Below are 22,292 nucleotides of genomic sequence, written 5' to 3' on the forward strand. Positions count from 1 at the left end.
CTGCCTGGCTTGCGGGGGTGGAGGTCAGCCCTCGACCGTGACGCCCATGGAACGGGCGGTGCCGGCGATGATCTTCTCGGCGGCGTCCAGGTCGTTGGCGTTGAGGTCGGGCATCTTGGTGGTGGCGATCTCGCGGACCTGGTCACGCGTGATCTTCGCGACCTTGGTCTTGTGCGGCTCGCCGGAGCCCTTCTCCACGCCCGCGGCCTTGAGGATCATCTTCGCGGCCGGCGGGGTCTTGGTGATGAAGGTGAAGGAACGGTCCTCGTAGACCGTGATCTCCACCGGGATGACCCAGCCACGCTGCGACTCGGTCGCGGCGTTGTAGGCCTTGCAGAACTCCATGATGTTGACGCCGTGCTGACCCAGCGCGGGGCCGACCGGCGGAGCCGGGTTGGCGGCACCGGCCTGGATCTGGAGCTTGATGAGCCCCGTGACCTTCTTCTTCTTGGGAGGCATGGCTCTCCGGGTCCTTTCCATTCGGGTCCTGCCTGCGCGACGGGACCAGCCCGGACGCAGGCATACCGCACAACGATAGCGGGTATGGATGTGCGGCCAAAAACCGAGCAGGTCAGGCGGGCGCCTGAGCGTTCGCCTGACCTGCGCGGAAGCATTTGTCCTGAACTCTGCCCAGCGGAGCCGACAGAGCCGGCGGTTCTGGGTGGGTCAGTTCTTCTGGATCTGGTCGAAGGAGAGCTCGACCGGCGTCTCGCGGCCGAAGATCTCCACCAGGCCCTTGACCTTCTTGGAGTCCGGGTTGATCTCGTTGATGGTCGCCTGGAGCGTGGCGAACGGACCGTCGGTGACGGTGACCGAGTCGCCGACCTCGAAGTCCAGCACCTGGACCTCGACCTTGCGCTGCGGAACCGGCTTGCCCTCGGCCTCGGCGGCCTCACGGGCGGCCTTCTCCTCGGCCTCCGGCGCGAGCATCTTGACGATCTCGTCCAGGGTCAGCGGGTACGGGTCGTAGGCGTTGCCCACGAAGCCGGTGACGCCGGGAGTGTTGCGGACGACGCCCCAGGACTCGTTCGTCAGGTCCATGCGGACCAGGACGTAACCCGGGAGCTTGTTCTGCTTGATCGTCTTGCGGTCGCCGTTCTTGATCTGGACGACCTCTTCCTGCGGCACCTCGGCCTGGAAGATGAACTCCTCGACGTTCAGCGAGACGGCGCGCTGCTCCAGGTTGGTCTTCACCCGGTTCTCGTAGCCCGCGTAGGTGTGGATGACGTACCACTCGCCGGGCAGCGTCCGCAGTTCCTCGCGGAGCTCCTCGACCGGGTCGCGGACGTCCTCGACTTCCTCGGCCTCTTCGGCGGCTTCCCCGGCCTCGGCGGTCCCGTCGGCCGCTTCCCCGGGCTCCCCGAGTTCCTCGGTCTCGTCCGCGGCGTCGGCAGCCTCGACCTCGACGGCGTCGAGCTCGTCCTCGACGGACTCGGCCCCTTCGCCGCGAGGCTCAACGGCGTCGTTCACGTTCGGGTCAGACACGGTGGCTGCTTCTTCCTGGATACATAGGGGTGGAACACGCGAAAATGAGCGCCGGGTACCTCGGCGCTCTTCGCTGGCGGCTCAGCCGAAGACGTACTTGGCGGCGTGACCGAAACCGTAGTCGAACAAGGTGACCAGGCCGATCATGACGATCACGAAGATGATCACTGCGGTGGTGTACGACGACAGCTGGTTACGTGTCGGCCAGACAACCTTGCGAAGCTCCGCCACGATCTGCCGGTAGAAGAGCGCCAGACGCTTCAGTGGGCCCTTCTTGGCCCGCTTGCCGCCCTTGCGGTTCTTCTTCCTGGCGTCCGGCGTCTCGTCCTCGGCATCAGGCATGTCGATGGAGCCCACGGCGTCCGTCACTCGTCCTCACCTGATTCCGGGTCGTGGCCGTGCCGCGCCCGGTATGAGCCGCACGGCGATGCATTGCTGTACGTACATGCGTACACATCCTGGCTGAGGCGTGTGCAGCAGGGCCGGAGGGACTCGAACCCCCAACCGCTGGTTTTGGAGACCAGTGCTCTACCAATTGAGCTACGACCCTTTGTGTGTCCCCCAACGTACCGCATTCACACGGATGCTTGGTGTGCACCCGGCGAGCGCGGCCGGAGAAGGCCAACGAGGTGTGAGTGTACGTGTTCCGGCGCCGGGCGTCGAACAGAAAGCGCCCGTGACGGGTCTTCCGATGCAAGATCGTCCAGGCCGCGGGACTCCGGACGAGCGGATACGGACTGGTGTTCAACGGTTTGCCGGTACCTGTTCAGTCTGTGAAACCCCCGTGCCGGACGGGTTTCCAGTCTGGAACGATGGGTTCATGAGCGCTGCAACCCCTCCCACCGAGCGCCGGGTCTCCGCCCGGATCGGTGCGATCTCCGAGTCCGCCACCCTCGCCGTGGACGCCAAGGCCAAGGCCCTCAAGGCCGCCGGACGTCCGGTGATCGGCTTCGGCGCCGGTGAACCCGACTTCCCGACCCCGGACTACATCGTCGACGCCGCCATCGAGGCGTGCAGGAACCCGAAGTACCACCGGTACACGCCGGCCGGCGGGCTGCCCGAGCTGAAGGCCGCGATCGCCGCGAAGACGCTGCGCGACTCCGGCTACGAGGTGGACCCCGCCCAGGTTCTCGTCACCAACGGCGGCAAGCAGGCCATCTACGAGGCCTTCGCCGCGATCCTCGACCCGGGCGACGAGGTCATCGTCCCGGCGCCGTACTGGACGACGTACCCGGAGTCGATCCGGCTGGCCGGCGGTGTCCCGGTCGAGGTCGTCGCCGACGAGACGACCGGCTACCGGGTCAGCGTGGAGCAGCTGGAAGCCGCGCGGACGGAGAAGACCAAGGTCGTCCTGTTCGTCTCCCCCTCGAACCCGACCGGAGCGGTCTACAGCGCCGAGGACGCCGAGGCGATCGGCCGCTGGGCGGTCGAGCACGGGCTGTGGGTGCTGACCGACGAGATCTACGAGCACCTGGTCTACGGCGACGCCACCTTCACCTCGCTGCCCGCCGTCCTGCCCGAGCTGCGGGACAAGTGCATCGTGGTCAGCGGCGTCGCCAAGACGTACGCGATGACCGGCTGGCGGGTCGGCTGGATCATCGGTCCGAAGGACGTCGTGAAGGCGGCGACCAACCTGCAGTCCCACGCCACGTCGAACGTGTCGAACGTCGCACAGGTGGCGGCGCTGGCCGCGGTCTCCGGCTCCCTGGACGCGGTCGCCACGATGCGTGAGGCCTTCGACCGCCGGCGCCGGACCATCGTGCGGATGCTCAACGAGATCGACGGCGTGGTCTGCCCGGAGCCCGAGGGCGCGTTCTACGCCTACCCGTCGGTGAAGGCCCTGATCGGCAAGGAGATCCGGGGCAAGCGGCCGCAGAACTCCGTCGAACTGGCCGCGCTCATCCTGGAGGAGGTCGAGGTCGCGGTCGTACCCGGCGAGGCCTTCGGCACCCCGGGGTACCTGCGGCTGTCCTACGCGCTGGGCGACGAGGACCTGGTGGAGGGCGTGAGCCGGATCCAGAAGCTGCTGTCGGAGGCGCGGGACTGAACCCACGCACCGTGAGTGCCTCGGCGGGCCGCTTCCCCATCGCGGGAGGCGGCCCGCTTCCGTTCGCTCGGGCTCGTGTGCGAGCAAGACCACGTTCAGGGAAAGCGCTACCGGGGCTGCCGGGGCGTGCGGCACGATCCTGGGATGGAACGTGTACGTGATGTCTCCCTGCTGCCGAAAGCCCATCTGCACCTGCACTTCACCGGGTCGATGCGGCCCGCCACCGTGCTGGAGCTGGCCGACAAGTACGGCGTGCGCCTCCCCGAGACGCTGACCGACGCGCTGACCAGCGGGGAACCGCCGAGTCTGCGGGCCACGGACGAGCGGGGCTGGTTCCGGTTCCAGCGGCTGTACGACGCCGCCCGCTCCTGCCTGAGGGAGCCGGAGGACATCCACCGGCTGGTGCTGGAGGCGGCGGAGGAGGACCTGAAGGACGGCTCGGGCTGGCTGGAGATCCAGGTGGACCCCACCTCGTACGCACCGCGGCTGGGTGGGCTGATTCCGGCACTGGAGATCATCCTGGACGCGGTGGACGTGGCGCGGCGGGACACCGGGCTCGGGATCAGGGTGCTGGTCGCCGCGAACCGGATGAAGCACCACCTGGACGCGCGCACCCTGGCCCGGCTGGCGGTGCGGTACGCCGACCGGGGGGTCGTCGGGTTCGGCCTGTCCAACGACGAGCGGCGCGGAATGGCCCGCGACTTCGACCGGGCGTTCGCCATCGCACGCGAGGGCGGGCTGCTGTCGGCGCCGCACGGGGGTGAGCTGACCGGGCCCGCGTCCGTGCGGGACTGCCTGGACGATCTGGAGGCCGACCGGATCGGGCACGGGGTGCGGGCGGCGGAGGACCCGCGGCTGCTGCAGCGGCTCGCGGACCGGCAGGTGACCTGCGAGGTGTGCCCGGCGTCGAATGTGGCGCTGGGGGTGTACGAGAAGCCGGGGGACGTGCCGTTGCGGCGGCTGTTCGAGGCGGGCGTGCCGCTCGCGCTGGGTGCGGACGACCCGTTGCTGTTCGGCTCGCGGCTGGCGGCGCAGTACGAGATCGCGCGCCGGTACCACGGGTTCACGGACGCGGAGCTGGCGGAGCTGGCGCGGCAGTCGGTGCGGGGGTCGGTGGCGCCGGAGGACGTCAAGGCGGAGCTGCTGGCGGGGATCGACGCGTGGCTGGTGGGGCCGGGGGCGTAAGGGCGTCGTAAGCACGTCGGCGCGTCGGCGGAAGGGCCGTCGGTCAGAGGGTGACGCCCACGGTCACCGGCTCGTTGGTGAGGATGATGCCGAAGGTCCGGTGGACGCCGGCCACGACCTCGCGGGCGAGGGCCAGGAGGTCCTCGGTGGTCGCGTCGCCGCGGTTGGTGAGGGCGAGGGTGTGCTTGGTGGAGATGCGGGCCGGGCCGTCGCCGTAGCCCTTGGTGAAGCCGGCCTTGTCGATCAGCCAGGCGGCAGAGGTCTTGGTGTGGCCCTCGCCCGCGGGGTACGCGGGGGGCTCCGTGTCGGGCCCGAGGAGCTGTCGCGCCCGGGTCCGGAAGGCCGTGAACTCCGCGGTGGTCAGGATGGGGTTGGTGAAGAAGGAGCCGGCCGACCAGGTGTCGTGGTCCTCGGGGTCCAGGACCATGCCCTTGCCCGCGCGGAGCCCCAGCACCGTCTCGCGGGCCGCGGCCAGGGGGACGCGGTCGCCCTGTTCCACGCCGAGGGCGCGGGCCGTCTCGGCGTACTTCACCGGGCCGGAGAGACCGCCGGCGTCCTCCAGGTCGAAGCGGACCCGCAGGACGACGTAGCGCTCGGGGTCGGCCTTGAAGCGACTGTGGCGGTAGGAGAAGGCGCACTCCTCGTTGGCCAGGGTGACCGTCTCACCGGTGGTGCGGTCGTAGGCGACCACCTCGGTGATCGTGGAGGAGACCTCCTGGCCGTACGCGCCGACGTTCTGGATCGGGGTCGCGCCCGCCGAGCCCGGGATGCCGGCCAGGCATTCGATGCCGGCCAGGCCTGCCTCCACGGTGCGGGCGACGGCGTCGGTCCACACCTCGCCCGCCGCCAGTTCCAGGTGGGTGCCGTCGAGGGTGACGCCCTGGGTGGCGATGACGAGCGCGGTGCCGTCGAAGCCCTTGTCGCCGACGACCAGGTTCGAGCCGCCGCCGATGAGCAGCAGGGGCGTGCCGTCGGCGTCGGCCTGGCGGACGACGGCGATCACCTCGTCGTCGGTCGTCGCGGTGACCAGCCTGGTCGCGGGTCCGCCCAGGCGGAACGTGGTCAGCGGGGCGAGGGGCGCGTCGTGGAGTTCCTGCACGGGCTCAAGACTAAGGCCCCCGCCGGGGCGGGCCGGCGGGGGCGGTACGCGCGCGTGCCTCCGCACGCGGGCTTTCAGGAGAGGCGGCGTCGCACCTCGGGCCAGTCGACGGGGAGGTCCTCGCTCTTCACGGTCCAGCCGGCGAACTCGGCGTCGCGCATCTGCACGGCGAGCCCTCGGGCGGTCGGCCCGTGCGGGCCGGTACGGGCGAACTCGCCGAGGGCCTTCTTGGACTCCCAGGCGGACAGGGTCCAGAAGGTCCGGCGCAGCGGCTCCGCCTTCAAAGAGGCTCCGTACGCGCCGGGAGCCCTGCTGACCTGCCGCCACACGCCGGGCGTCCTGAGGAGGAAGCGCAGGGCTCCCCAGAGGGTGCGGGTCTCGAAGCGGGAGGCGAAGACGTGCACTTCGGTGTGGGGCGGCGGGGTGTTCGGGACGGTCCAGGGGAGGGTGGGCATGCCCGGGTCCTTCCGTGGTGGGAGTGTGCACGGGTGAGTGGCGCTTCGAGGCGTTCAGGAGACCGTTTCCAGCGCCGTCTCCGGCGTCGGAGCGGCCGAGGGCGGGCGGGGAGCGGTGGGCCTGCGGGCCGGTATGAACAGGGTCGCGATGCCCGCGAGGGCGACTGCCGCGGCGCCGGTGACCAGCGCCGGCCGCATGCCGTCGACGAAGGCCTGGCCGGACTCGTAGCCGCCCTGGGCCGCGAAGATCGACGCCATGATCGCGATGCCGAGTGCGCCGCCCACCTCGCGCAGGGCGTTGTTGGCTCCGGAGGCGATGCCCTGCTCCTTCGGGTGGACACTGGACATCACCAGGTTGGCGGCCGGGGCGAAGTACAGCGCCATGCCGATGCCGCTGATGACCAGGGCGGGCAGCTGGGCGGTGTAGGAGGCGTCGACTGTCGCCACCACCGCGAGGTGGGCGAGACCGAGCGCCTGCAGGAACAGTCCCGTGGCGACGACCGGACGGCCGCCGACCCGGTCGGAGAGGATGCCGGCGATCGGGGCGACGAGCATCGGCATGCCGGTCCAGGGCAGCATCCTCAGGCCCGCCTCGGTGGGCGAGTAGCCGAGTACACCCTGCATGTACTGGCTGAGCAGGAAGATCGAGCCGAACATGCCGAGGAACATCAGCAGGCTCGCCGCGTTGATGCCGGAGAAGGCGCGGGAGCGGAACAGCCGCATCGGCAGCATGGGGTTCTTGGCCCGGATGCTGTAGTGGACGAAGCCGACGAGCAGCGCCGTCCCGGTGAACAGGCCGGTCAGGACGACGGTGCCGGTCCAGCCGTCGACGGGCCCGCGGACCAGGCCGTAGACGATGCCGAAGAGTCCGCCGCTGGCGAGCAGGGTGCCGGGCAGGTCGAGCGGGGCTCCGGTGCCGTGGGACTCGGCGAGGCGCAGGCGGGCCAGCGGGATGAGGACCAGGCCGAGCGGGACGTTCAGCCAGAAGATCCACTGCCAGGAGATGTGCTCGGTGAGGCTGCCGCCGACCAGCGGCCCCGAGGCCACGGCGAGGCCGTGCACAGCACCCCAGATGCCGTACGCCATGCCGCGCCGGGCTTCGGGCACGGCCGCCGTGAGCAGTGTGAGGGTGAGGGGCATCATGACCGCGGCGCCGGCGCCCTGCACCGCGCGGGCGGCGATCAGGGAGTCGATGCCGGGTGCCATGGCCGCTGCGGCGGAGGCCGCGGTGAAGACGGTGATTCCGGCGATGAAGAGCCGGCGGCGGCCGAAGCGGTCGCCGAGGGCCGCGCCGAACATCAGCAGGACGGCGAAGGTGAGCGTGTAGGCGCTCACGGTCCATTCCAGGTCGTGCAGGGCGCCGCCCAGGTCCTCGCGGATGGAGGGCAGTGCGGTGGTGACGACGAGGTTGTCGAGGGCCGCCATGAAGCCGGCGACGCCGGTGATGACGAGGGCCCAGACGGCCGACCCGCCGCGTGCGGTGGTCTGTTGTGTCATCGCTCCCCCAGGAGATGATGCTGTTAGTTATTGATGACTAACTTTCATGTTCATGAAAAAAGGGCGTCGACATCCCGCCCTTCTCCCCTCCGCTACTGTTCCGGCGCGTCCTCGAGCCGTGCCGACAGATCGAGCCCTTCCCAGACCCGGTGCCCGGCCGGGAACCCCATGGCTGCCAGGCAGTTGATGAGCATGCCGTGCGCCATGAAGTCCGTCGTCCCGCCGACATCCGCCCCCAGCGCGAGGTGGACGACGTCCCACAGCCGCAGCCAGCCGGCGCGCACCGTCTCGCCGAACTCGTGATCACCCTCCTGCTCGGCGGCCGCCACCGCGAGGTACATCTGCATCTGCATCATCAGCAGCTCGGGGCGTTCCGCGATGGTCCGCGTGTAGGCGCTCGCCATGGCATGCAGGGCCTCTTCGCCCGCCAGCCCTTCGGAGGCCTCCGTGAACATGCGGATGGTGTCCGCCACGCAGCGTTCCGCCGCCGCCAGGAAGATGGCCTTCTTCCCCGGGAAGAGCCGGAAGAGGTACGGCTGCGAGACACCGACCCGCTTGGCGATCGCCTCGGTCGATGTGCCGTGGTAACCGCCGCGGGCGAACTCGGCGCTCGCCACGCGGACGATGCTCTCGCGCCTCTCCTCCGCACTCATCCTGGCCATGCAATGAAGTTAGTGCTCAATCACTAACTTCGTCAAGAGGTGAAACGCGGCTGGAGGGACCGAAACGACGGGCCCCTGGCACCGGGCACCCCAGGACGACGCAAGGGGCGCTCTCGATCTCTCGATCTTTCGATGGAGAACGCCCCTTACTCGGGGATCTGCGGGGCTTGGGGATCTGCGGGTCAGGCGAGCCGTACGACCGCCCGGGACATCCCCAGCACCTTCTGCCCGGCGCTGGTCGCCGTGAGGTCGACGCGGACCGTGCGATCGTGGTCGTCGAGCTTGACCGCGACCTTGCCGCTGACCTCGATGGTGGCGCCCTGCTCGTCGTTGGGGACGACGACCGGCTTGGTGAAGCGAACGCCGTACTCGACGACCGCACCCGGGTCGCCCACCCAGTCGGTGACCACGCGGATCGCCTCGGCCATGGTGAACATGCCGTGCCCGATGACGTCGGGCAGGCCGACCTCCTTGGCGAACTTCTCGTTCCAGTGAATGGGGTTGAAGTCGCCGGAGGCGCCCGCGTACTGGACGAGGGTGGCCCGGGTCACGGGAAACGTCTGTGCGGGCAGCTCGGTGCCGACCTCGACGTCGGCGTAGGAGATCTTCGCCGTCATGATGCTGCTCACGCCTCCTCGGCGGCACGGGCCACCAACTTGGTCCAGGCGGTCACGACGTGCTCGCCGGCCTCGTCGTGCACCTCGCCGCGGATGTCCAGGATGTCGTTGCCCGCCATCGACTTGATCGCCTCGATGGTCGAGGTGACGGTGAGCCGGTCTCCGGCGCGCACCGGGCGGCGGTAGGCGAACTTCTGGTCGCCGTGCACCACCCTGCTGTAGTCCAGACCGAGCCGTGGATCGGCGACGACCTCGCCCGCGGCCTTGAAGGTGATCGCGAACACAAAGGTCGGCGGGGCGATCACATCGGGGTGGCCGAGCGCTTTGGCGGCCTCCACGTCCGTGTACGCCGGGTTGGCGTCCCCCACCGCTTCGGCGAACTCGCGGATCTTCTCCCGGCCCACCTCATAGGGATCGGTGGGCGGGTAGCTCCGCCCCACGAAGGACTGGTCGAGCGCCATGCGCGCGGCACCTCCTGTGTCTGGTCCGGCCCTGGTCGGCCTGAATCCGGTACGGCCATGGTGGGCCGGTGAGCAGAACGACGCGAGGCCGCCCCCTGACCACGGGGACGGCCTCGCATACGAGCCTGATTTATCGCGTTTCGCGGTGCGCGGTGTGCGCATTGCAACGCGGGCAGTGCTTCTTCATCTCAAGACGGTCCGGGTTGTTACGCCGGTTCTTCTTGGTGATGTAGTTCCGCTCCTTGCACTCCACGCAGGCCAGCGTGATCTTCGGGCGGACGTCGGTGGCAGCCACGTGAGTGCTCCTTGACGAACGGATAGACGAATGAACACAGAAAGAGTAGCCGACCGAAGGACCGACCCCGCAATCGGCTACTGTGTGTAGCGGTGACCGGACTTGAACCGGTGACACAGCGATTATGAGCCGCTTGCTCTACCGACTGAGCTACACCGCTGCGATGCGGTCGGGCCCCGCCTCGCGGCGGGAACCTCACACACCAGAGCCCCAAAACGGAATCGAACCGTTGACCTTCTCCTTACCATGGAGACGCTCTGCCGACTGAGCTATTGGGGCGAGCGATGAAGACATTACACGCTCCGCCGCCGTTCACCCAAATCCGTTTCGCGGCCCCTGTCCCACCCTGTGGCGCACCCTTCCCGGGAGCGAGGCAGTTCCCACTCGACCATGCCGGTACGACTATTGCGCTCCTCCCGGCGAGGGGCGGATCACCGCCCTAGGCTCGACTCACTCTGCGTGATCTTCTCTCTGTGTGATCCTGCGACGACCGCGCGCAGTCCGAGCCCCAGGAGCGCGATGCCCGACAGCCGGCCTCAGCCGCCGCCCCCCTCGTCGCCCTCGTCGCCCTCCGGTCCGGCCGCCCCGGAGCCGCTCCTGCTGTGCGGCGCGCGGCTCACCGACGGCCGGACCGTGGACGTACGGCTGGGCGGCGGACGCATCGAGGCGGTCGGTACGGCCGGCAGTCTGACCGTGGACGGCGCCCGCGGGGGCGGCACCCGGGTCGATCTCGCCGGCCATCTGCTCCTCCCGGCCCCTGTCGAGCCGCACAGCCACGCCGACACCGCCCTCTCCGCCGACGCCGACGGCCCCGTCTCCTACGAGCCCCAGGACGTCCGGCACCGGGCGACGGAGGCCGCGCTGCTCCAACTCGGGCACGGGGCGACGGCACTGCGGGCGCATGTGCGCGTGGACGACGTGACCGGGCTCGGCGCACTGACCGCCGTGCTGCAGGTCGAACATGCGCTGCGCGGACTGACCGAGCTGACGACGGCGGCGATGCCGCGCGTGCTGACCGGAGCGGCCGGAGCGGACGGGCTCGCGATGCTGCGGGACGCGGTGAAGATGGGCGCGTCGGTGGTGGGCGGCTGTCCGGACGTCGACCCCGATCCCACGGGGTACGTGGAGGCGGTCCTGGAGGTCGCCGCCGAGCACGGCGTCCCGGTCGACCTGCACACCGACACCGCCGACCCCGCCCGCCTGGCCCGGCTCGCGGCGATGGCGGGCGGGCTGCGACCGGGGGTGACGCTCAGCCCCTGCGGCGGCCTCGGACGGCTGCCCGCCGAAGCGGCCTCGCGGACCGCGGACCAACTGGCGGCGGCCGGGGTGACCGTGGTGTGCCTGCCGCAGGGCGGCTGCGGCGGCGTCGACCGTCGGGGCACGGCTCCCGTACGGCTGCTGCGCGCGGCGGGCGTCCGGGTGGCGGCCGGGAGCGGCGCCCTGCGGGACGTGTCGAACCCGGTCGGCCGAGGCGACCCGCTGGAGGCGGCGTACCTGCTGGCCTCCCGTCACGGACTGTCCCCCGAGGACGCCTACGACGCGGTGAGCACCTCGGCACGGGCGGCCCTGGGGCTCCCCGAGGTACGGGTGGAGGCGGGTTTCCCCGCCGAACTCCTCGCGGTCCGCGGCGACCGGCTGTCGGCGGCTCTGTCACTGGCGTACAGCCGGATCGTGGTGCACCGGGGACGCGTGGTGACCCGCACGAGCGCGGTACGCGAGTACTGCGGTTCGACGACGACACCGCCCGCGGAGCCGGGGCGGGGGCTGCCCCGGCAGGGGCGTGGCGAAACGTCGTAGACCCGTCGCGTTCGGCTCGGCGCGTTCAGGACGTCGTGTTCGGTACGTCGCGGGCGGATGCGATCGCCACGGCGTACGGTCGAAGACATGCGCATTGTCATCGCTGGTGGTCATGGTCAGATCGCGCTGCGGCTGGAGCGGTTGCTCGCCGCGCGCGGGGACGAGGCGGCAGGCATCATCCGCAAGCCCGAACAGGCCGACGCGCTGCGGCAACTCGGCGCCGAACCGGTCGTACTCGACCTGGAGTCGGCGTCGGTGGAGGAGGTCGCGGAGCAACTCCGGGGCGCGGACGCCGCGGTGTTCGCCGCGGGCGCCGGTCCGGGCAGTGGCGCGGCACGCAAGGAGACGGTGGACAAGGCCGCGGCGGTCCTCTTCGCCGACGCCGCGGTCCGTGCGGGCGTACGGCGGTTCGTGGTCGTCTCGTCCATGGGCGCGGACCCCGCCCACGAGGGGGATGAGGTCTTCGACGTGTACCAGCGCGCGAAGGGCGAGGCCGACGCGTATGTACGCGGTCTGGACGCCCTCGACTGGACGATCCTGCGCCCCGGCATGCTCACCGACGAAGCAGGCACCGGCCTGGTCCGTCTGGAGGCCCACACCGGCCGCGGCCCGGTCCCCCGGGACGACGTGGCCGCCGTCCTGGCCGAGCTGGTGGAGAACTCCGCGACAACGGGCCTGACCCTGGAACTGATCAGCGGGTCCGTGCCGGTCTCGGTGGCGGTGAAGTCGGTCGCGGGCAACTGAGCCACTCAGCCACTCAGCCACTGGAAGGCTTCCCGGGGCGGCTAGAACAGAGGCATCTGTCCCGGGAAATCCGGTACGACGTACCCGTCCAGCGCGGGCTGCTCGGCGCCGAGCCCGGCGTGTCGACGGGACCCCACGCACGAGGTGAGTTCCCCGCTCCCCCGGGCGCCGGGCGGATCGTGACGCGCGTACCGCCCGGCCACGACGGCGATCTCACGACGGCACTCGGGGCACTGCCTACGACGGGACGACATGGCGCCAGTGTCCCCCGCCCCTCGCCCCACAGCACACCCCGTAAGCCGAAGACCCCCTCCACACCGCGTTTCCGCAGTCCGGAGGGGGTCTCCCCTTGTGGCGGCGCCAGGATTCGAACCTGGGAAGGCTGAGCCGGCAGATTTACAGTCTGCTCCCTTTGGCCGCTCGGGCACACCGCCAAGATTGCCGCCCCGAACCGCCTTGCGGTGGCGCTCCGTGGCAACGACGTAAACGATACCTGATGAGCAGGGGTGCTTCGCCACCCGATTGATCGCCGCCCGGAGGCCCGGGGGGTGACTAGGCTTGTGCGGATGGCGGCCCGGGACCGATGCCGGGCCCGAGGGCCGCCCACGTATGCCGGTAGCCGGTACGCATCCGGGTCGCAGCCCGATCGCGGCCCGATACGGACCCTGATACAAGGAGCCACAGGACATGGCCGACTCCAGTTTCGACATCGTCTCGAAGGTCGAGCGGCAGGAGGTCGACAACGCCCTCAACCAGGCCGCCAAGGAGATCTCGCAGCGCTACGACTTCAAGGGCGTGGGTGCCTCGATCTCGTGGTCCGGGGAGAAGATCCTCCTGGAGGCGAACTCCGAGGACCGGGTGAAGGCTGTCCTCGACGTCTTCCAGTCCAAGCTGATCAAGCGGGGCATCTCGCTGAAGGCCCTGGACGCCGGCGAGCCGCAGCTCTCGGGCAAGGAGTACAAGATCTTCGCGTCGATCCAGGAGGGCATCTCCCAGGAGAACGCGAAGAAGGTGGCGAAGCTCATCCGCGACGAGGGCCCCAAGGGTGTGAAGGCCCAGGTGCAGGGCGAGGAACTGCGGGTCAGCTCCAAGAGCCGTGACGACCTGCAGGCCGTCATCGCCCTGCTCAAGGGGCAGGACTTCGACTTCGCCCTGCAGTTCGTCAACTACCGCTAGGCGGAAGGGCCATGGGCGTGGGGATGGGTGCGGGCTCTCGCCGGTGACGTCCGTGGTCGACGCGTGCGCCTCGCGCACCGCGTGTGTGAGGAGGGCGGGCGCCTCGGTGCGCCCGCCCTCCTCGTCCGTCGGCCGGGATTCCGGAGCGCGGTCAGTTGCGTGAGTGGCCGAACAGGAGGCGGTACGCGACCAGGAGGACCAGTGATCCGCCGATCGCGGCGGCCCAGGTGGCGCCGTCGTAGAAGTCCTTGGTGATCGGGTGGTCGAGCCAACGGGCCGATATCCAGCCACCGATGAACGCACCGGCGACGCCGATCAGGGTCGTGCCGATGAAGCCGCCCGGATCGCGACCCGGCAGCAGGAACTTCGCGATCGCTCCGGCCAACAGTCCCAGAATGATCCAGCTGATGATCGTCATACCGTGAACCCTGCCCTTTCGCGCCGTGCTCTCACCTGCCCCGACCGGTGCTTCCGGTCCAGGTGTTCGTGCTGTCTTGGTACGTAGGACGACGCGCATACATGTGACGGTTGCTGTGGTCAGTAGGGTGCGGCCCCATGACCACCCGCTCCGGTTCCGAACTGCGCCGCACACTCGGCGTGGGCGACGCCGTCGTCATCGGTCTCGGCTCCATGGTGGGGGCCGGGATCTTCGCCGCCCTGGCGCCCGCCGCACAGGCAGCCGGATCCGGGTTGCTCCTCGGGCTCGCGCTCGCCGCCGTGGTCGCCTACTGCAACGCCACGTCGTCGGCCCGCCTCGCCGCCCTGTATCCGGCCTCCGGCGGCACCTACGTCTACGGGCGGGAACGGCTGGGGGAATTCTGGGGCTATCTCGCGGGCTGGGCGTTCGTGGTCGGGAAGACCGCCTCCTGCGCGGCGATGGCGCTCACCGTCGGCGCGTACGTCTGGCCGGGCCAGGCTCACGCCGTGGCGGTCGCCGCCGTCGTAGCGCTGACCGCGGTGAACTACGGCGGTGTGCAGAAGTCGGCGTGGCTGACCCGGGTGATCGTGACCGTGGTCCTGGCTGTCCTCGCTTTCGTGGTCGTCGTGTCCCTGACTTCGGGGCAGGCCAATGCCGGGCGCCTGACCGTCGGGGCGTCGGGCGGCGTGGGCGGGGTGCTCCAGGCGGCCGGCCTGCTGTTCTTCGCCTTCGCCGGGTACGCCCGGATCGCGACCCTCGGTGAGGAGGTGCGGGACCCGGCGCGCACCATCCCGCGTGCGATCCCGCTGGCGCTGGGTATCGCACTGGTCGTGTACGTGGCTGTCGCGATCGCCGTCCTTTCGGTGCTGGGGGCGGAGGGACTGGGTGACGCCGGTGCGCCGCTGGCCGACGCGGTGCGGGCGGCCGGGGCCGCGGAACTGGCGCCGGTGGTGCGGGTGGGGGCGGCCGCGGCCGCACTGGGGTCGCTGCTCGCCCTGATCCTGGGCGTCTCGCGGACCACACTGGCCATGGCCCGGGACCGGCATCTGCCGGGCGCCCTGGCCGCCGTCCATCCTCGGTTCCAGGTGCCGCACCGGGCGGAGCTGGCCGTGGGGGTGGTGGTCGCCGTCCTGGCCGTGACGGTGGATCTGCGGGGTGCGATCGGGTTCTCCTCCTTCGGGGTGCTGGCGTACTACGCGGTGGCCAACGCGTCGGCCTGGACTCTTCGGCCGGAGCCGGCGGCCCGAGTGCTGCCTGCTCTCGGACTGGCCGGGTGCCTGGTCCTGGCGTTCTCACTGCCCGGGGTCTCCGTGGCCGTCGGCGCGGGAGTGCTGGCGTTGGGTGCGGCGGCCTACGGGGTGCGGCGGTGGCGTGGGTGGGAGGCCTCCGGGCGGTAGGGCACCACGAGCAGGGCGGGTACAGCGAGTACAGCGAGTAGAGCAGTGACCACCGCCCCGCGGTCGGCCGGAGTCGCTCAGGACGTGTGCGCCGCCGTCACACGGTGGGAGTAGTCGGCCCACAGGGCGAGGTCCGTCCCCTCGTTCTCCTCCTCGTACCAGCCCGTGCCGTCGATCCAGGAGCGGAGCCAGTCCGCGAGGCCCGGGGCATCGACGAACCAGGCATGGTCGGGGTCGTCCGCATTGGGCTCGAAGAGGAGGACGGTGGCCTGCGGGGAACGGCAGTCCACACACGCGTACATCCCGCAGCCCCAGTGGGATATCGGCAGCACGCCCTCGGGCCAGGGCCAGTCGGGATCCTCGCGGCCGCTCTCGCGGTTGGCCAGGTACTGGGCCACGGCGGCGGGTTCGTCGGACGGCGGGCCTTCGAGCAGGGGCAGCAGGCCGTACTCGGGGCCGAATCCGCCGTCCGCCGTCCGTAGGTAGAGTTCGGCGAGCAGTGGGGGCAGCTCGAATCCGAGGGCGGCTTCGGCTCGGGCCAGTATGACCGCGTCCACGGGCTCGGGGAGGGTGGGCCGGCCCCACGGGCGGGTCTCGCGGGCCTTGGCCGCCACTTGTGTCAGCAACTGCTCGTGCTCGGTCATGCGTTCATCATGGGGGCCGGCACTGACATCCGGGGCGGCCTGTGGACAACCTCCGGGTTTTGACATCCTCCCCCTCCTATTTGACATCCTCCCCCTCCTAAGGAGGGGGATTCCAACCCGGATGGGTTGAGGTTCACGGGCGCTCGAACGGCCGGTGGCCGCTGTCACCCCTCCGGCACCGGCTGCCCGCCGGGGGCGGGGTATCCCGCCCTGTCCTGCCGCGGCGTTGACCGCTGCGTTCTCATCCGCGTTGCAGCCGAACCCGCAGGAAATGCAGACGAACTCGGCTTGGCTCTTGCGCGAGTCCTTCTCGATCCAGCCGCAGGCACTGCACCGCAACGAGGTGTACGGGGCGGGCACGTCCTCGACCCGGCCCGGGGCCTTGTCCTGCGTGCGACGGCGCAGCAGGCCCCAGCCCTGGGCGAGGATCACCCGGTTCAGCCCGGCCTTCTGCCGCACCCGCGTGCCCGGCTGTCCGACGGTCCCCTTCGCCGAGCGGGTCATAGTGGTGATGTGCAGTTTCTCGAACCGGATCAGGCCGTAGGTGCGGGCGAGCACGGTCGAGGTCTTCTCGCACCAGTCCTTGCGCCTGGCCGCCTCCCGGGCCTTGATCCTGGCCACCTTCGCGTACTCGTCCCGCTTGCGGTCACTGCCCTTCGGGGCGCGGGCCGCGCGGCGCTGGTGCTTGCGGACCCGGGCCCGCTCCCGGGTGGTGAGCCGCGGGCAGTTCAGCTTCTGCCCGTCGGACAAGGCGGCGGTGATCGTCACGCCCCGGTCGATGCCGACGATGCTGTCCGTGCCGGGCGCCTCGACCGGTTCGGGGATCACGGCGAAGGCGATGTGCCACTGGTAGTTGCGGAAGGTGACCCGGAACGTCTTCGCCACCGGCAGCCCGGCGCGGGTGAGGCGGAAGCGGACCCAGCCGCAGCCGGGCACCTTCACCCGCGCCCACCGGCGGTTGAGCTTCTGCACCACCACCGACCGGCCCATGACCTGCCTGCCGGTCTTGGTGTTCAGCTTTGGTGAACCGTCCGGCCCGACCTCCGGGATCCGGTCGGTGCCGATCACCCGGAAGCCCTCGTGCACGTGTTTCCTGCGCCAGGTCGGCTCGCCGAACCCGTAAGCGAACCGGGCGGCCTTGGCCCCGGCGAAGTCCTTCAAGGCCTGCTGCTGCACCTCCGCGTTCCCGGCACGCAGCCAGGCGTTGTCCCGCCGGGCCTCGGTGAGCTGACGGCACTGCTCGGCGAACCCGGGCGCGGAGCTGCGGCCCGGCCGCCAGTGCGCGTGCTGCTCGACGGTCAGGTTCCACACGTACCGGGCGTGCGCGCAGTGCAGCAGCATCCGCTGCTCCTGCGCGGCAGTCGGGTACATCCGGAAACGTGACATGCCGCCGAACCTAGCCCCGCCACCCGCCCCGCTCTGCGCATCCGGTCAGGCTCACCCGAACGAGCGACCGGCTACGTCACCATCCGCCAATGACGCCTTCACTCCCAGACCGCCACACCTGCCCGAGGTTGCCCCTGGCACCGTCGAGGGCACAACGCCACATCACCCGGAAAAAATGCGGCCTCCCCGACCCACCCTGTGGAAGCGGACATCCACCCCGGCCCCGAAGCAACGGGCGCCCTGCCCAAAAACCAGGTGGAAATCCGGTTCGGTTTCTCGTCCGGCGCTCCCGCCGTACCGCTCCACCGTTCTACAGGCGGGCCGAGAACGGCTGGTCGGTCCGTACGATCTCGCGGCCCAGCGGGAGCAACGAGACGGGGATCAGCTTGAAGTTGGCGATGCCCAGCGGGATGCCGATGATCGTCACGCACAGGGCGATACCGGTGGCGATGTGGCCGAGGGCCAGCCACCAGCCGGCGAGCACCAGCCACAGCACGTTCCCGATGCAGGAGGGAGCGCCCGCGTCCCGGCGCTCGACCGCCGTGTACCCGAAGGGCCAGAGGGCGTAGACACCGATCCGGAAAGCGGCGATGCCGAACGGGATGCCGATGATCGTGATGCACAGGAGGACGCCCGCAAGCAGGTAGGCGAGGAACAGCCAGAAGCCGCTCAGAACGAGCCAAATGATGTTCAGGATGGTCTTCACTGCGGGCGACCTGCCATCTTCTCGAGTCGGGCGATGCGTTCGGTCATGGGCGGATGGGTGGAGAACATCTTCGTGATTCCCTGCCCCGGGCGGAACGGGTTCGCGATCATCATGTGGCTGGCCGTCTCGATGCGGGGCTCGGGCGGCAGGGGAAGCTGTTTGGTGCCCAGTTCCAGTTTGCGCAGTGCGCTGGCGAGGGCGAGGGGGTCACCGGTCAGCTGGGCGCCGGAGGCGTCGGCCTCGTACTCTCTGGAGCGGCTGATGGCCAGTTGGATGAGGGAGGCGGCGAGCGGGCCCAGGATCATGATCAGCAGCATGCCGAGGAGGCCGGGGCCGTCGTCGTCGTCGGAGCGGCCGATGGGGATCAGCCAGGCGAAGTTGACCAGGAACATGATCACGGAGGCCAGGGCTCCGGCGACCGAGGAGATCAGGATGTCGCGGTTGTGGACGTGGCTGAGTTCGTGGCCGATGACGCCGCGCAGTTCACGCTCGTCCAGCAGGCGCAGGATGCCTTCGGTGCAGCACACGGCGGCGTTGCGCGGGTTGCGGCCGGTGGCGAACGCGTTCGGCGCCTCGGTCGGGGAGATGTACAGGCGTGGCATGGGCTGGCGGGCCTGGGTGGAGAGCTCGCGGACCATGCGGTACAGCCCCGGGGCCTCGAACTCGCTCACCGGGCGGGCGCGCATCGCTCGCAAGGCGAGCTTGTCGCTGTTCCAGTACGCGTAGGCGTTGGTGCCCAGGGCGATCACGACGGCGACAACGAGCCCCATGCGGCCGAAGAAGCTGCCGATGACGATGATGAGCGCGGACAGTCCCCCGAGGAGAACCGCGGTCCTGAGCCCGTTGTGCCGGCGGTGCACGCTGCGTCCTCCAAGTCGTGCGGCGGGGGGACCCCGGTTCGCTGATCTTCCTTCTGACCTGCGAGGGCCCCGGGTGTCCTGGCCTCACGTCCAGTGGACCCTCCCGTATTCGTCAACGCCAGGCGGGGGGCTCTAGTTCCCTTGTGCACGCGGTGGCGCGTGTAAACCGTCCGGGTGACGGCGACTGTGACGACGGCTGTGACGCCGTACTCGCCGCTCGGCCCGGTGGCCGAAACCGGCGGTCTCCGGGCGCCCGGAGCGTCAGAAGAGGCTGGTGTCGGTGAGGCGCAGGATCAGCTGGGGCGCGCCGGACAGTGCGATGCCGAGGACTCCGGTGAGGGTGATCGCGGCGGTGAGCGGGACCGGGAAGCGGTGCTCGGTCGGTTCGCCCTCGGGGGCGCGGAACAGCAGTGCCGTCCACTGGAGGTAGTAGACCAGGGCGATGACGACGTTGACGGCCATGACGACGGCGAGCCAGCCGAGTCCGGCGTCGACGGCCGCGGAGAAGACGGTGACCTTGGCGAAGAGGCCGATGATGCCGGGCGGGAGTCCGGCGAGGCACAGCAGGAAGAAGGCCAGGAGCAGGGCGGTGAGCGGGGCGGCGGCGTACAGGCCGCGGTAGTCGGAGACCCGGTTGAGGGAACGCGTGCGGCCGACGAGGGCTGCGACGGCGAAGGTTCCGAGGTTCACCGCGCCGTACATGAGGGCGTAGGCGAGCGTGGAGCCGATCGACTTCTCGGCGTCGCCGGAGTACGCGGCGGCGGCGATCGGTACGAGGAGGTAGCCGGCCTGGCCGACGGAGGACCAGGCGAGGAGGCGTACCGCGCTGTACGCGCGCGTGGCCTGCTGTCTGAGGGCGCCGACGTTGCCGACGGTCATGGTGAGGGCGGCCAGCACGGCGAGCGCCGGGCCCCAGACGTCGGCGTACGACGGGAGGGCGACGACGGTGACGAGGATCAGGCCGGTGAAGCCGACCGCCTTGCCGATGACGGACAGGTAGGCGGCGATGGGCAGGGGGGCTCCGACGTAGGTGTCGGGCACCCAGAAGTGGAAGGGGACGGCGGCCGTCTTGAAGGCGAAGCCGATGAGGGTGAGGACGACGCCGGTCTGGGCGAGCGTGTGGAGCTGTCCGTCGACGGTCTGGACGCGCTCGGCGACCAGGGTGAGGTGGAGGGTCCCGGTGGCGGCGTAGAGGAAGCTGATGCCGAGGAGGCTGACCGCGGTGGCGGTGACGGAGGACAGGAAGAACTTCAGGGCCGCTTCGGACGATTTCCGGTTGCCGTGGCGGAGGCCGACCAGGGCGAAGGCGGGCAGGGAGGCGACCTCCAGGGCGACGACGAGGGTCGCGAGGTCACGGGCGGCGGGCAGGAGGGCGGCGCCCGCGGCGGAGGACAGGAGCAGGAACCAGTACTCGCCCTCGGGGAGCCGCTTGTCGGCGTCCTTGAGGACGGTGGCCGACAGGAGGGCGGTCAGGAGCGCGCCGCCGAGCACCAGGAACTGGATGACGAGGGTGAAGCGGTCGGCGGTGTAGCTGCACACTCCGGGATCGCCGACCAGACAGAACGTGCTGCGGTCGGCGTCGAGGAGGGGCAGCAGCATGAGCGTGGCGGCGGCGAGTCCGGCGACCGCGAGCCCGCCGAGCATCTGTTTCCTGGCCCCGCTGACGAACAGGTCGGTGACGAGGACGACGAGTCCGACGACGGCCGCGATGGTGGGCGGTGCGATGGCCAGCCAGTCGACGGACTGGGCGAGGGAGCTCATCGGGTGCCTCCTGCGAGGAGCTGCTGCACGGCCGGGTCGGTCAGCCCGATCAGAGCGCCGGGCCACAGTCCGGTGACGACGGTGAGGACGACGAGCGGGGTCCAGGACGCGAACTCGTAGCCGCGGACGTCGGGGAGGGCCGGGGCGTGCTGCGGCTTGGCGCCCATGCAGACCCTGCGGACCACGATCAGCAGGTACGCGGCGGTCAGCAGGGTGCCGAAGGCACCGATCGACATGAAGGTGAGGAAGGCGGGGCGGCTGAGCCCGGCGGCGGGTTCGAAGGCGCCGAAGAGGGCCAGCATCTCGCCCCAGAATCCGGCGAGGCCGGGCAGGCCGAGGGAGGCGACGGCGCCGAAGGCGAGCAGTCCGCCGAGGCGCGGTGCCCTGCCGTAGAGGGCGGCGCCGGCCGCTGGGGCGCGCCGGTCGGACGACGGGCGGGCCAAGGTGTCGAGGTCGACGGTGCCGGTGCGCTCCTTGAGGGCGCCGACCAGGAAGAAGAGCAGGCCGGTGACGAGGCCGTGGGCGATGTTGGCGAACAGGGCGCCGTTGACACCGGTCGGGGTCATGGTGGCGATGCCGAGGAGGACGAAGCCCATGTGGCCGACGGAGGAGTAGGCGATGAGGCGTTTGAGGTCGCCCTTGGCGCCTTCCTTGGCGAGGGCCAGGCAGGCGAGGGACCCGTAGATGACGCCGACGACGGCGAAGGCGCCGAGGTAGGGCGCGAAGGTGCGGAAACCGTCCGGTGCGACGGGGAGCAGGATCCGTACGAACCCGTATGTGCCCATCTTCAACAGGACGCCGGCCAGCAGGACCGAGCCGACGGTGGGGGCGGCGGTGTGGGCGTCGGGCAGCCAGCTGTGCAGCGGCCACATCGGGGTCTTGACCGCGAGCCCGATCCCGATCGCCAGAACGGCGATGACCTGCACGGATACGGTCAGTGACCGGCCGTTGTCAGTGGCGAGTGCCACCATGTCGAATGTGCCCGCCTTGATTCCGATCAGGAGCAGGCCGAGCAGCATGACCACGGAGCCGAGCAGCGTGTAGAGGATGAATTTCCAGGCGGCCTCGGCCCGGCCCTCGCCGCCCCAGCGGGCGATGAGGAAGTACATCGGGACCAGGACCATCTCGAAGGCGAGGAAGAACAGGATCAGGTCCAGGACGGCGAAGGCCGCGAGGGTGCCGGATTCGAGGACGAGCAGCAGGGCGACGAACGCCTTCGGGGACGGGCCCGTGGGCGGTTTGAAGTAGGTGTACAGCGCGCTGAGGAAGGTCAGCAGCGCGGTCAGGACCAGGAGGGGGAGGGAGATGCCGTCGGTGCCGAGGTGGATCCGTACGTCAAGTGCGGGGATCCAGGTGATGTCGGTCGTGGCCTGCATCTTCGACGGCTGGTCGTGGTCGAAGCCGAGCGCGAGGACGATCGCCGCGATGAGGACGGCGCCGGTGACCGTCACGCCGTGCCGGAGCACGGCCTGGTCGGGTGATGTGCCCTTGAGTCCGGGCGGAGCCGGCAGGAGAGCGGCGGCGGCCCCGAGGAGCGGGCCGACGACGAGGAACGCCAGAAGGAACTGCATCACGGACTCGCTGATATCGATCACGTCTG

23 protein-coding genes, 4 tRNA genes and 1 pseudogene are annotated in these 22,292 nt (G+C 70.2%); 6 read left to right on the top strand and 22 right to left on the bottom strand.

The window, feature by feature from the left end; genetic code table 11:
* Positions 1–24 precede the first annotated feature (24 nt).
* The 4 genes from rplK to DIZ27_RS29730 form a co-directional block, all read right to left on the bottom strand.
* Entirely contained in the window at positions 25–459 is a 435-nt protein-coding gene (gene rplK / locus DIZ27_RS29715) for a 50S ribosomal protein L11 (RefSeq protein WP_006130605.1), read from the bottom strand.
* A 207-nt stretch (positions 460–666) separates the two neighbouring features.
* Positions 667–1,485 carry a transcription termination/antitermination protein NusG gene (gene nusG, locus DIZ27_RS29720; RefSeq protein WP_109381539.1) on the bottom strand — a complete coding sequence of 273 codons (819 nt, stop codon included), beginning with the start codon at positions 1,483–1,485 and terminating at the stop codon, positions 667–669.
* Between the two features lie 81 nt (positions 1,486–1,566).
* On the bottom strand, positions 1,567–1,854 hold the full coding sequence (secE, locus tag DIZ27_RS29725; RefSeq protein ID WP_109381540.1) for a preprotein translocase subunit SecE: 288 nt from the start codon (positions 1,852–1,854) through the stop codon (positions 1,567–1,569).
* Positions 1,855–1,962: 108 nt separating this feature from the next.
* Positions 1,963–2,035, bottom strand: a tRNA-Trp gene (locus tag DIZ27_RS29730).
* A 270-nt stretch (positions 2,036–2,305) separates the two neighbouring features.
* Between DIZ27_RS29730 and DIZ27_RS29735 the strand changes: the two genes are divergently transcribed.
* Together DIZ27_RS29735 and DIZ27_RS29740 are read left to right on the top strand one after the other, a co-directional pair.
* Complete coding sequence (locus tag DIZ27_RS29735; RefSeq protein WP_181383746.1) at positions 2,306–3,532, top strand: pyridoxal phosphate-dependent aminotransferase; 1,227 nt, start codon at positions 2,306–2,308, stop codon at positions 3,530–3,532.
* 144 nt (positions 3,533–3,676) lie between these two features.
* Entirely contained in the window at positions 3,677–4,717 is a 1,041-nt protein-coding gene (locus DIZ27_RS29740) for an adenosine deaminase (protein WP_109381542.1), read from the top strand.
* A gap of 43 nt (positions 4,718–4,760) precedes the next feature.
* Here DIZ27_RS29740 and DIZ27_RS29745 read toward each other — a convergent pair whose 3' ends face one another.
* The 9 genes from DIZ27_RS29745 to DIZ27_RS29785 form a co-directional block, all read right to left on the bottom strand.
* Entirely contained in the window at positions 4,761–5,816 is a 1,056-nt protein-coding gene (locus DIZ27_RS29745) for a UDP-N-acetylmuramate dehydrogenase (RefSeq protein ID WP_109381543.1), read from the bottom strand.
* A gap of 74 nt (positions 5,817–5,890) precedes the next feature.
* Positions 5,891–6,271, bottom strand: a complete 381-nt coding sequence (locus DIZ27_RS29750; protein WP_109381544.1) for a DUF3291 domain-containing protein — start codon at positions 6,269–6,271, stop codon at positions 5,891–5,893.
* 54 nt (positions 6,272–6,325) lie between these two features.
* A complete protein-coding gene (locus tag DIZ27_RS29755; RefSeq protein ID WP_109381545.1) occupies positions 6,326–7,768 on the bottom strand; it encodes an MFS transporter in 1,443 nt (480 codons plus the stop codon).
* A gap of 92 nt (positions 7,769–7,860) precedes the next feature.
* Positions 7,861–8,430: a TetR/AcrR family transcriptional regulator gene (locus tag DIZ27_RS29760; protein ID WP_181383747.1), complete on the bottom strand. Its 570-nt coding sequence runs from the start codon at positions 8,428–8,430 to the stop codon at positions 7,861–7,863.
* 182 nt (positions 8,431–8,612) lie between these two features.
* Positions 8,613–9,047 (bottom strand): MaoC family dehydratase, encoded by a 435-nt coding sequence (locus DIZ27_RS29765; protein WP_109381567.1) that lies wholly within the window; start codon positions 9,045–9,047, stop codon positions 8,613–8,615.
* Positions 9,048–9,055: 8 nt separating this feature from the next.
* Entirely contained in the window at positions 9,056–9,508 is a 453-nt protein-coding gene (locus DIZ27_RS29770) for a MaoC family dehydratase N-terminal domain-containing protein (RefSeq protein ID WP_109381547.1), read from the bottom strand.
* 130 nt (positions 9,509–9,638) lie between these two features.
* Entirely contained in the window at positions 9,639–9,803 is a 165-nt protein-coding gene (gene rpmG / locus DIZ27_RS29775) for a 50S ribosomal protein L33 (protein WP_003948671.1), read from the bottom strand.
* 87 nt (positions 9,804–9,890) lie between these two features.
* Positions 9,891–9,963: transfer RNA gene (locus DIZ27_RS29780), tRNA-Met, on the bottom strand.
* A 46-nt stretch (positions 9,964–10,009) separates the two neighbouring features.
* Positions 10,010–10,082, bottom strand: a tRNA-Thr gene (locus DIZ27_RS29785).
* Between the two features lie 240 nt (positions 10,083–10,322).
* On the opposite strand from DIZ27_RS29785, the gene DIZ27_RS29790 reads away from it, so the two are divergent.
* Both DIZ27_RS29790 and DIZ27_RS29795 read left to right on the top strand, forming a co-directional pair.
* Complete coding sequence (locus DIZ27_RS29790) at positions 10,323–11,600, top strand: amidohydrolase family protein (RefSeq protein ID WP_109381548.1); 1,278 nt, start codon at positions 10,323–10,325, stop codon at positions 11,598–11,600.
* An 87-nt stretch (positions 11,601–11,687) separates the two neighbouring features.
* Positions 11,688–12,344 (top strand): NAD(P)H-binding protein, encoded by a 657-nt coding sequence (locus DIZ27_RS29795; RefSeq protein ID WP_109381549.1) that lies wholly within the window; start codon positions 11,688–11,690, stop codon positions 12,342–12,344.
* 41 nt (positions 12,345–12,385) lie between these two features.
* Here DIZ27_RS29795 and DIZ27_RS29800 read toward each other — a convergent pair whose 3' ends face one another.
* Positions 12,386–12,598, bottom strand: a complete 213-nt coding sequence (locus DIZ27_RS29800) for a hypothetical protein (RefSeq protein WP_109381550.1) — start codon at positions 12,596–12,598, stop codon at positions 12,386–12,388.
* Positions 12,599–12,696: 98 nt separating this feature from the next.
* Positions 12,697–12,778 (bottom strand) — tRNA-Tyr (locus tag DIZ27_RS29805).
* Between the two features lie 253 nt (positions 12,779–13,031).
* On the opposite strand from DIZ27_RS29805, the gene DIZ27_RS29810 reads away from it, so the two are divergent.
* Positions 13,032–13,520 (top strand): YajQ family cyclic di-GMP-binding protein, encoded by a 489-nt coding sequence (locus tag DIZ27_RS29810; protein WP_109381551.1) that lies wholly within the window; start codon positions 13,032–13,034, stop codon positions 13,518–13,520.
* A gap of 151 nt (positions 13,521–13,671) precedes the next feature.
* Here DIZ27_RS29810 and DIZ27_RS29815 read toward each other — a convergent pair whose 3' ends face one another.
* Positions 13,672–13,938 (bottom strand): GlsB/YeaQ/YmgE family stress response membrane protein, encoded by a 267-nt coding sequence (locus DIZ27_RS29815; RefSeq protein ID WP_109381552.1) that lies wholly within the window; start codon positions 13,936–13,938, stop codon positions 13,672–13,674.
* A gap of 137 nt (positions 13,939–14,075) precedes the next feature.
* On the opposite strand from DIZ27_RS29815, the gene DIZ27_RS29820 reads away from it, so the two are divergent.
* Complete coding sequence (locus DIZ27_RS29820; protein ID WP_109381553.1) at positions 14,076–15,335, top strand: APC family permease; 1,260 nt, start codon at positions 14,076–14,078, stop codon at positions 15,333–15,335.
* 77 nt (positions 15,336–15,412) lie between these two features.
* Here DIZ27_RS29820 and DIZ27_RS29825 read toward each other — a convergent pair whose 3' ends face one another.
* From DIZ27_RS29825 to DIZ27_RS29850, 6 genes and pseudogenes are all read right to left on the bottom strand, one after another.
* The gene (locus tag DIZ27_RS29825) at positions 15,413–15,979 is read right to left on the bottom strand and encodes an SMI1/KNR4 family protein (RefSeq protein WP_109381568.1); all 567 of its coding nucleotides are present in this window, start codon (positions 15,977–15,979) and stop codon (positions 15,413–15,415) included.
* A gap of 237 nt (positions 15,980–16,216) precedes the next feature.
* A pseudogene (locus tag DIZ27_RS29830) lies at positions 16,217–17,365 on the bottom strand (RNA-guided endonuclease InsQ/TnpB family protein); the annotation flags it as partial.
* 310 nt (positions 17,366–17,675) lie between these two features.
* Positions 17,676–18,071: a YccF domain-containing protein gene (locus DIZ27_RS29835; protein WP_109381554.1), complete on the bottom strand. Its 396-nt coding sequence runs from the start codon at positions 18,069–18,071 to the stop codon at positions 17,676–17,678.
* Positions 18,068–18,931 carry a zinc metalloprotease HtpX gene (htpX, locus tag DIZ27_RS29840; protein ID WP_109381555.1) on the bottom strand — a complete coding sequence of 288 codons (864 nt, stop codon included), beginning with the start codon at positions 18,929–18,931 and terminating at the stop codon, positions 18,068–18,070. The genes DIZ27_RS29835 and htpX overlap by 4 nt, the downstream gene beginning before the upstream one ends.
* A gap of 261 nt (positions 18,932–19,192) precedes the next feature.
* A complete protein-coding gene (locus DIZ27_RS29845; protein WP_109381556.1) occupies positions 19,193–20,692 on the bottom strand; it encodes an NADH-quinone oxidoreductase subunit N in 1,500 nt (499 codons plus the stop codon).
* A complete protein-coding gene (locus DIZ27_RS29850; protein ID WP_109381557.1) occupies positions 20,689–22,287 on the bottom strand; it encodes a NuoM family protein in 1,599 nt (532 codons plus the stop codon). Before DIZ27_RS29850 ends, DIZ27_RS29845 begins: the two co-directional genes overlap by 4 nt.
* Positions 22,288–22,292: the final 5 nt, after the last annotated feature.

This window comes from Streptomyces sp. NWU339, from assembly GCF_003143855.1.
Classification (GTDB): domain Bacteria; phylum Actinomycetota; class Actinomycetes; order Streptomycetales; family Streptomycetaceae; genus Streptomyces.

Coding starts and splice junctions, on each gene's coding strand:
- DIZ27_RS29820 (WP_109381553.1), top strand. CDS start 14,076: ATGACCACCCGCTCCGGTTCCGAACTGCGCCGCACACTCGGCGTGGGC.
- DIZ27_RS29845 (WP_109381556.1), bottom strand. CDS start 20,692: ATGAGCTCCCTCGCCCAGTCCGTCGACTGGCTGGCCATCGCACCGCCC.
- rplK (WP_006130605.1), bottom strand. CDS start 459: ATGCCTCCCAAGAAGAAGAAGGTCACGGGGCTCATCAAGCTCCAGATC.
- DIZ27_RS29770 (WP_109381547.1), bottom strand. CDS start 9,508: ATGGCGCTCGACCAGTCCTTCGTGGGGCGGAGCTACCCGCCCACCGAT.
- DIZ27_RS29810 (WP_109381551.1), top strand. CDS start 13,032: ATGGCCGACTCCAGTTTCGACATCGTCTCGAAGGTCGAGCGGCAGGAG.
- DIZ27_RS29825 (WP_109381568.1), bottom strand. CDS start 15,979: ATGACCGAGCACGAGCAGTTGCTGACACAAGTGGCGGCCAAGGCCCGC.
- DIZ27_RS29815 (WP_109381552.1), bottom strand. CDS start 13,938: ATGACGATCATCAGCTGGATCATTCTGGGACTGTTGGCCGGAGCGATC.
- DIZ27_RS29765 (WP_109381567.1), bottom strand. CDS start 9,047: ATGACGGCGAAGATCTCCTACGCCGACGTCGAGGTCGGCACCGAGCTG.
- DIZ27_RS29760 (WP_181383747.1), bottom strand. CDS start 8,430: ATGGCCAGGATGAGTGCGGAGGAGAGGCGCGAGAGCATCGTCCGCGTG.
- DIZ27_RS29750 (WP_109381544.1), bottom strand. CDS start 6,271: ATGCCCACCCTCCCCTGGACCGTCCCGAACACCCCGCCGCCCCACACC.
- DIZ27_RS29735 (WP_181383746.1), top strand. CDS start 2,306: ATGAGCGCTGCAACCCCTCCCACCGAGCGCCGGGTCTCCGCCCGGATC.
- DIZ27_RS29755 (WP_109381545.1), bottom strand. CDS start 7,768: ATGACACAACAGACCACCGCACGCGGCGGGTCGGCCGTCTGGGCCCTC.
- DIZ27_RS29790 (WP_109381548.1), top strand. CDS start 10,323: ATGCCCGACAGCCGGCCTCAGCCGCCGCCCCCCTCGTCGCCCTCGTCG.
- DIZ27_RS29740 (WP_109381542.1), top strand. CDS start 3,677: ATGGAACGTGTACGTGATGTCTCCCTGCTGCCGAAAGCCCATCTGCAC.
- DIZ27_RS29795 (WP_109381549.1), top strand. CDS start 11,688: ATGCGCATTGTCATCGCTGGTGGTCATGGTCAGATCGCGCTGCGGCTG.
- DIZ27_RS29800 (WP_109381550.1), bottom strand. CDS start 12,598: ATGTCGTCCCGTCGTAGGCAGTGCCCCGAGTGCCGTCGTGAGATCGCC.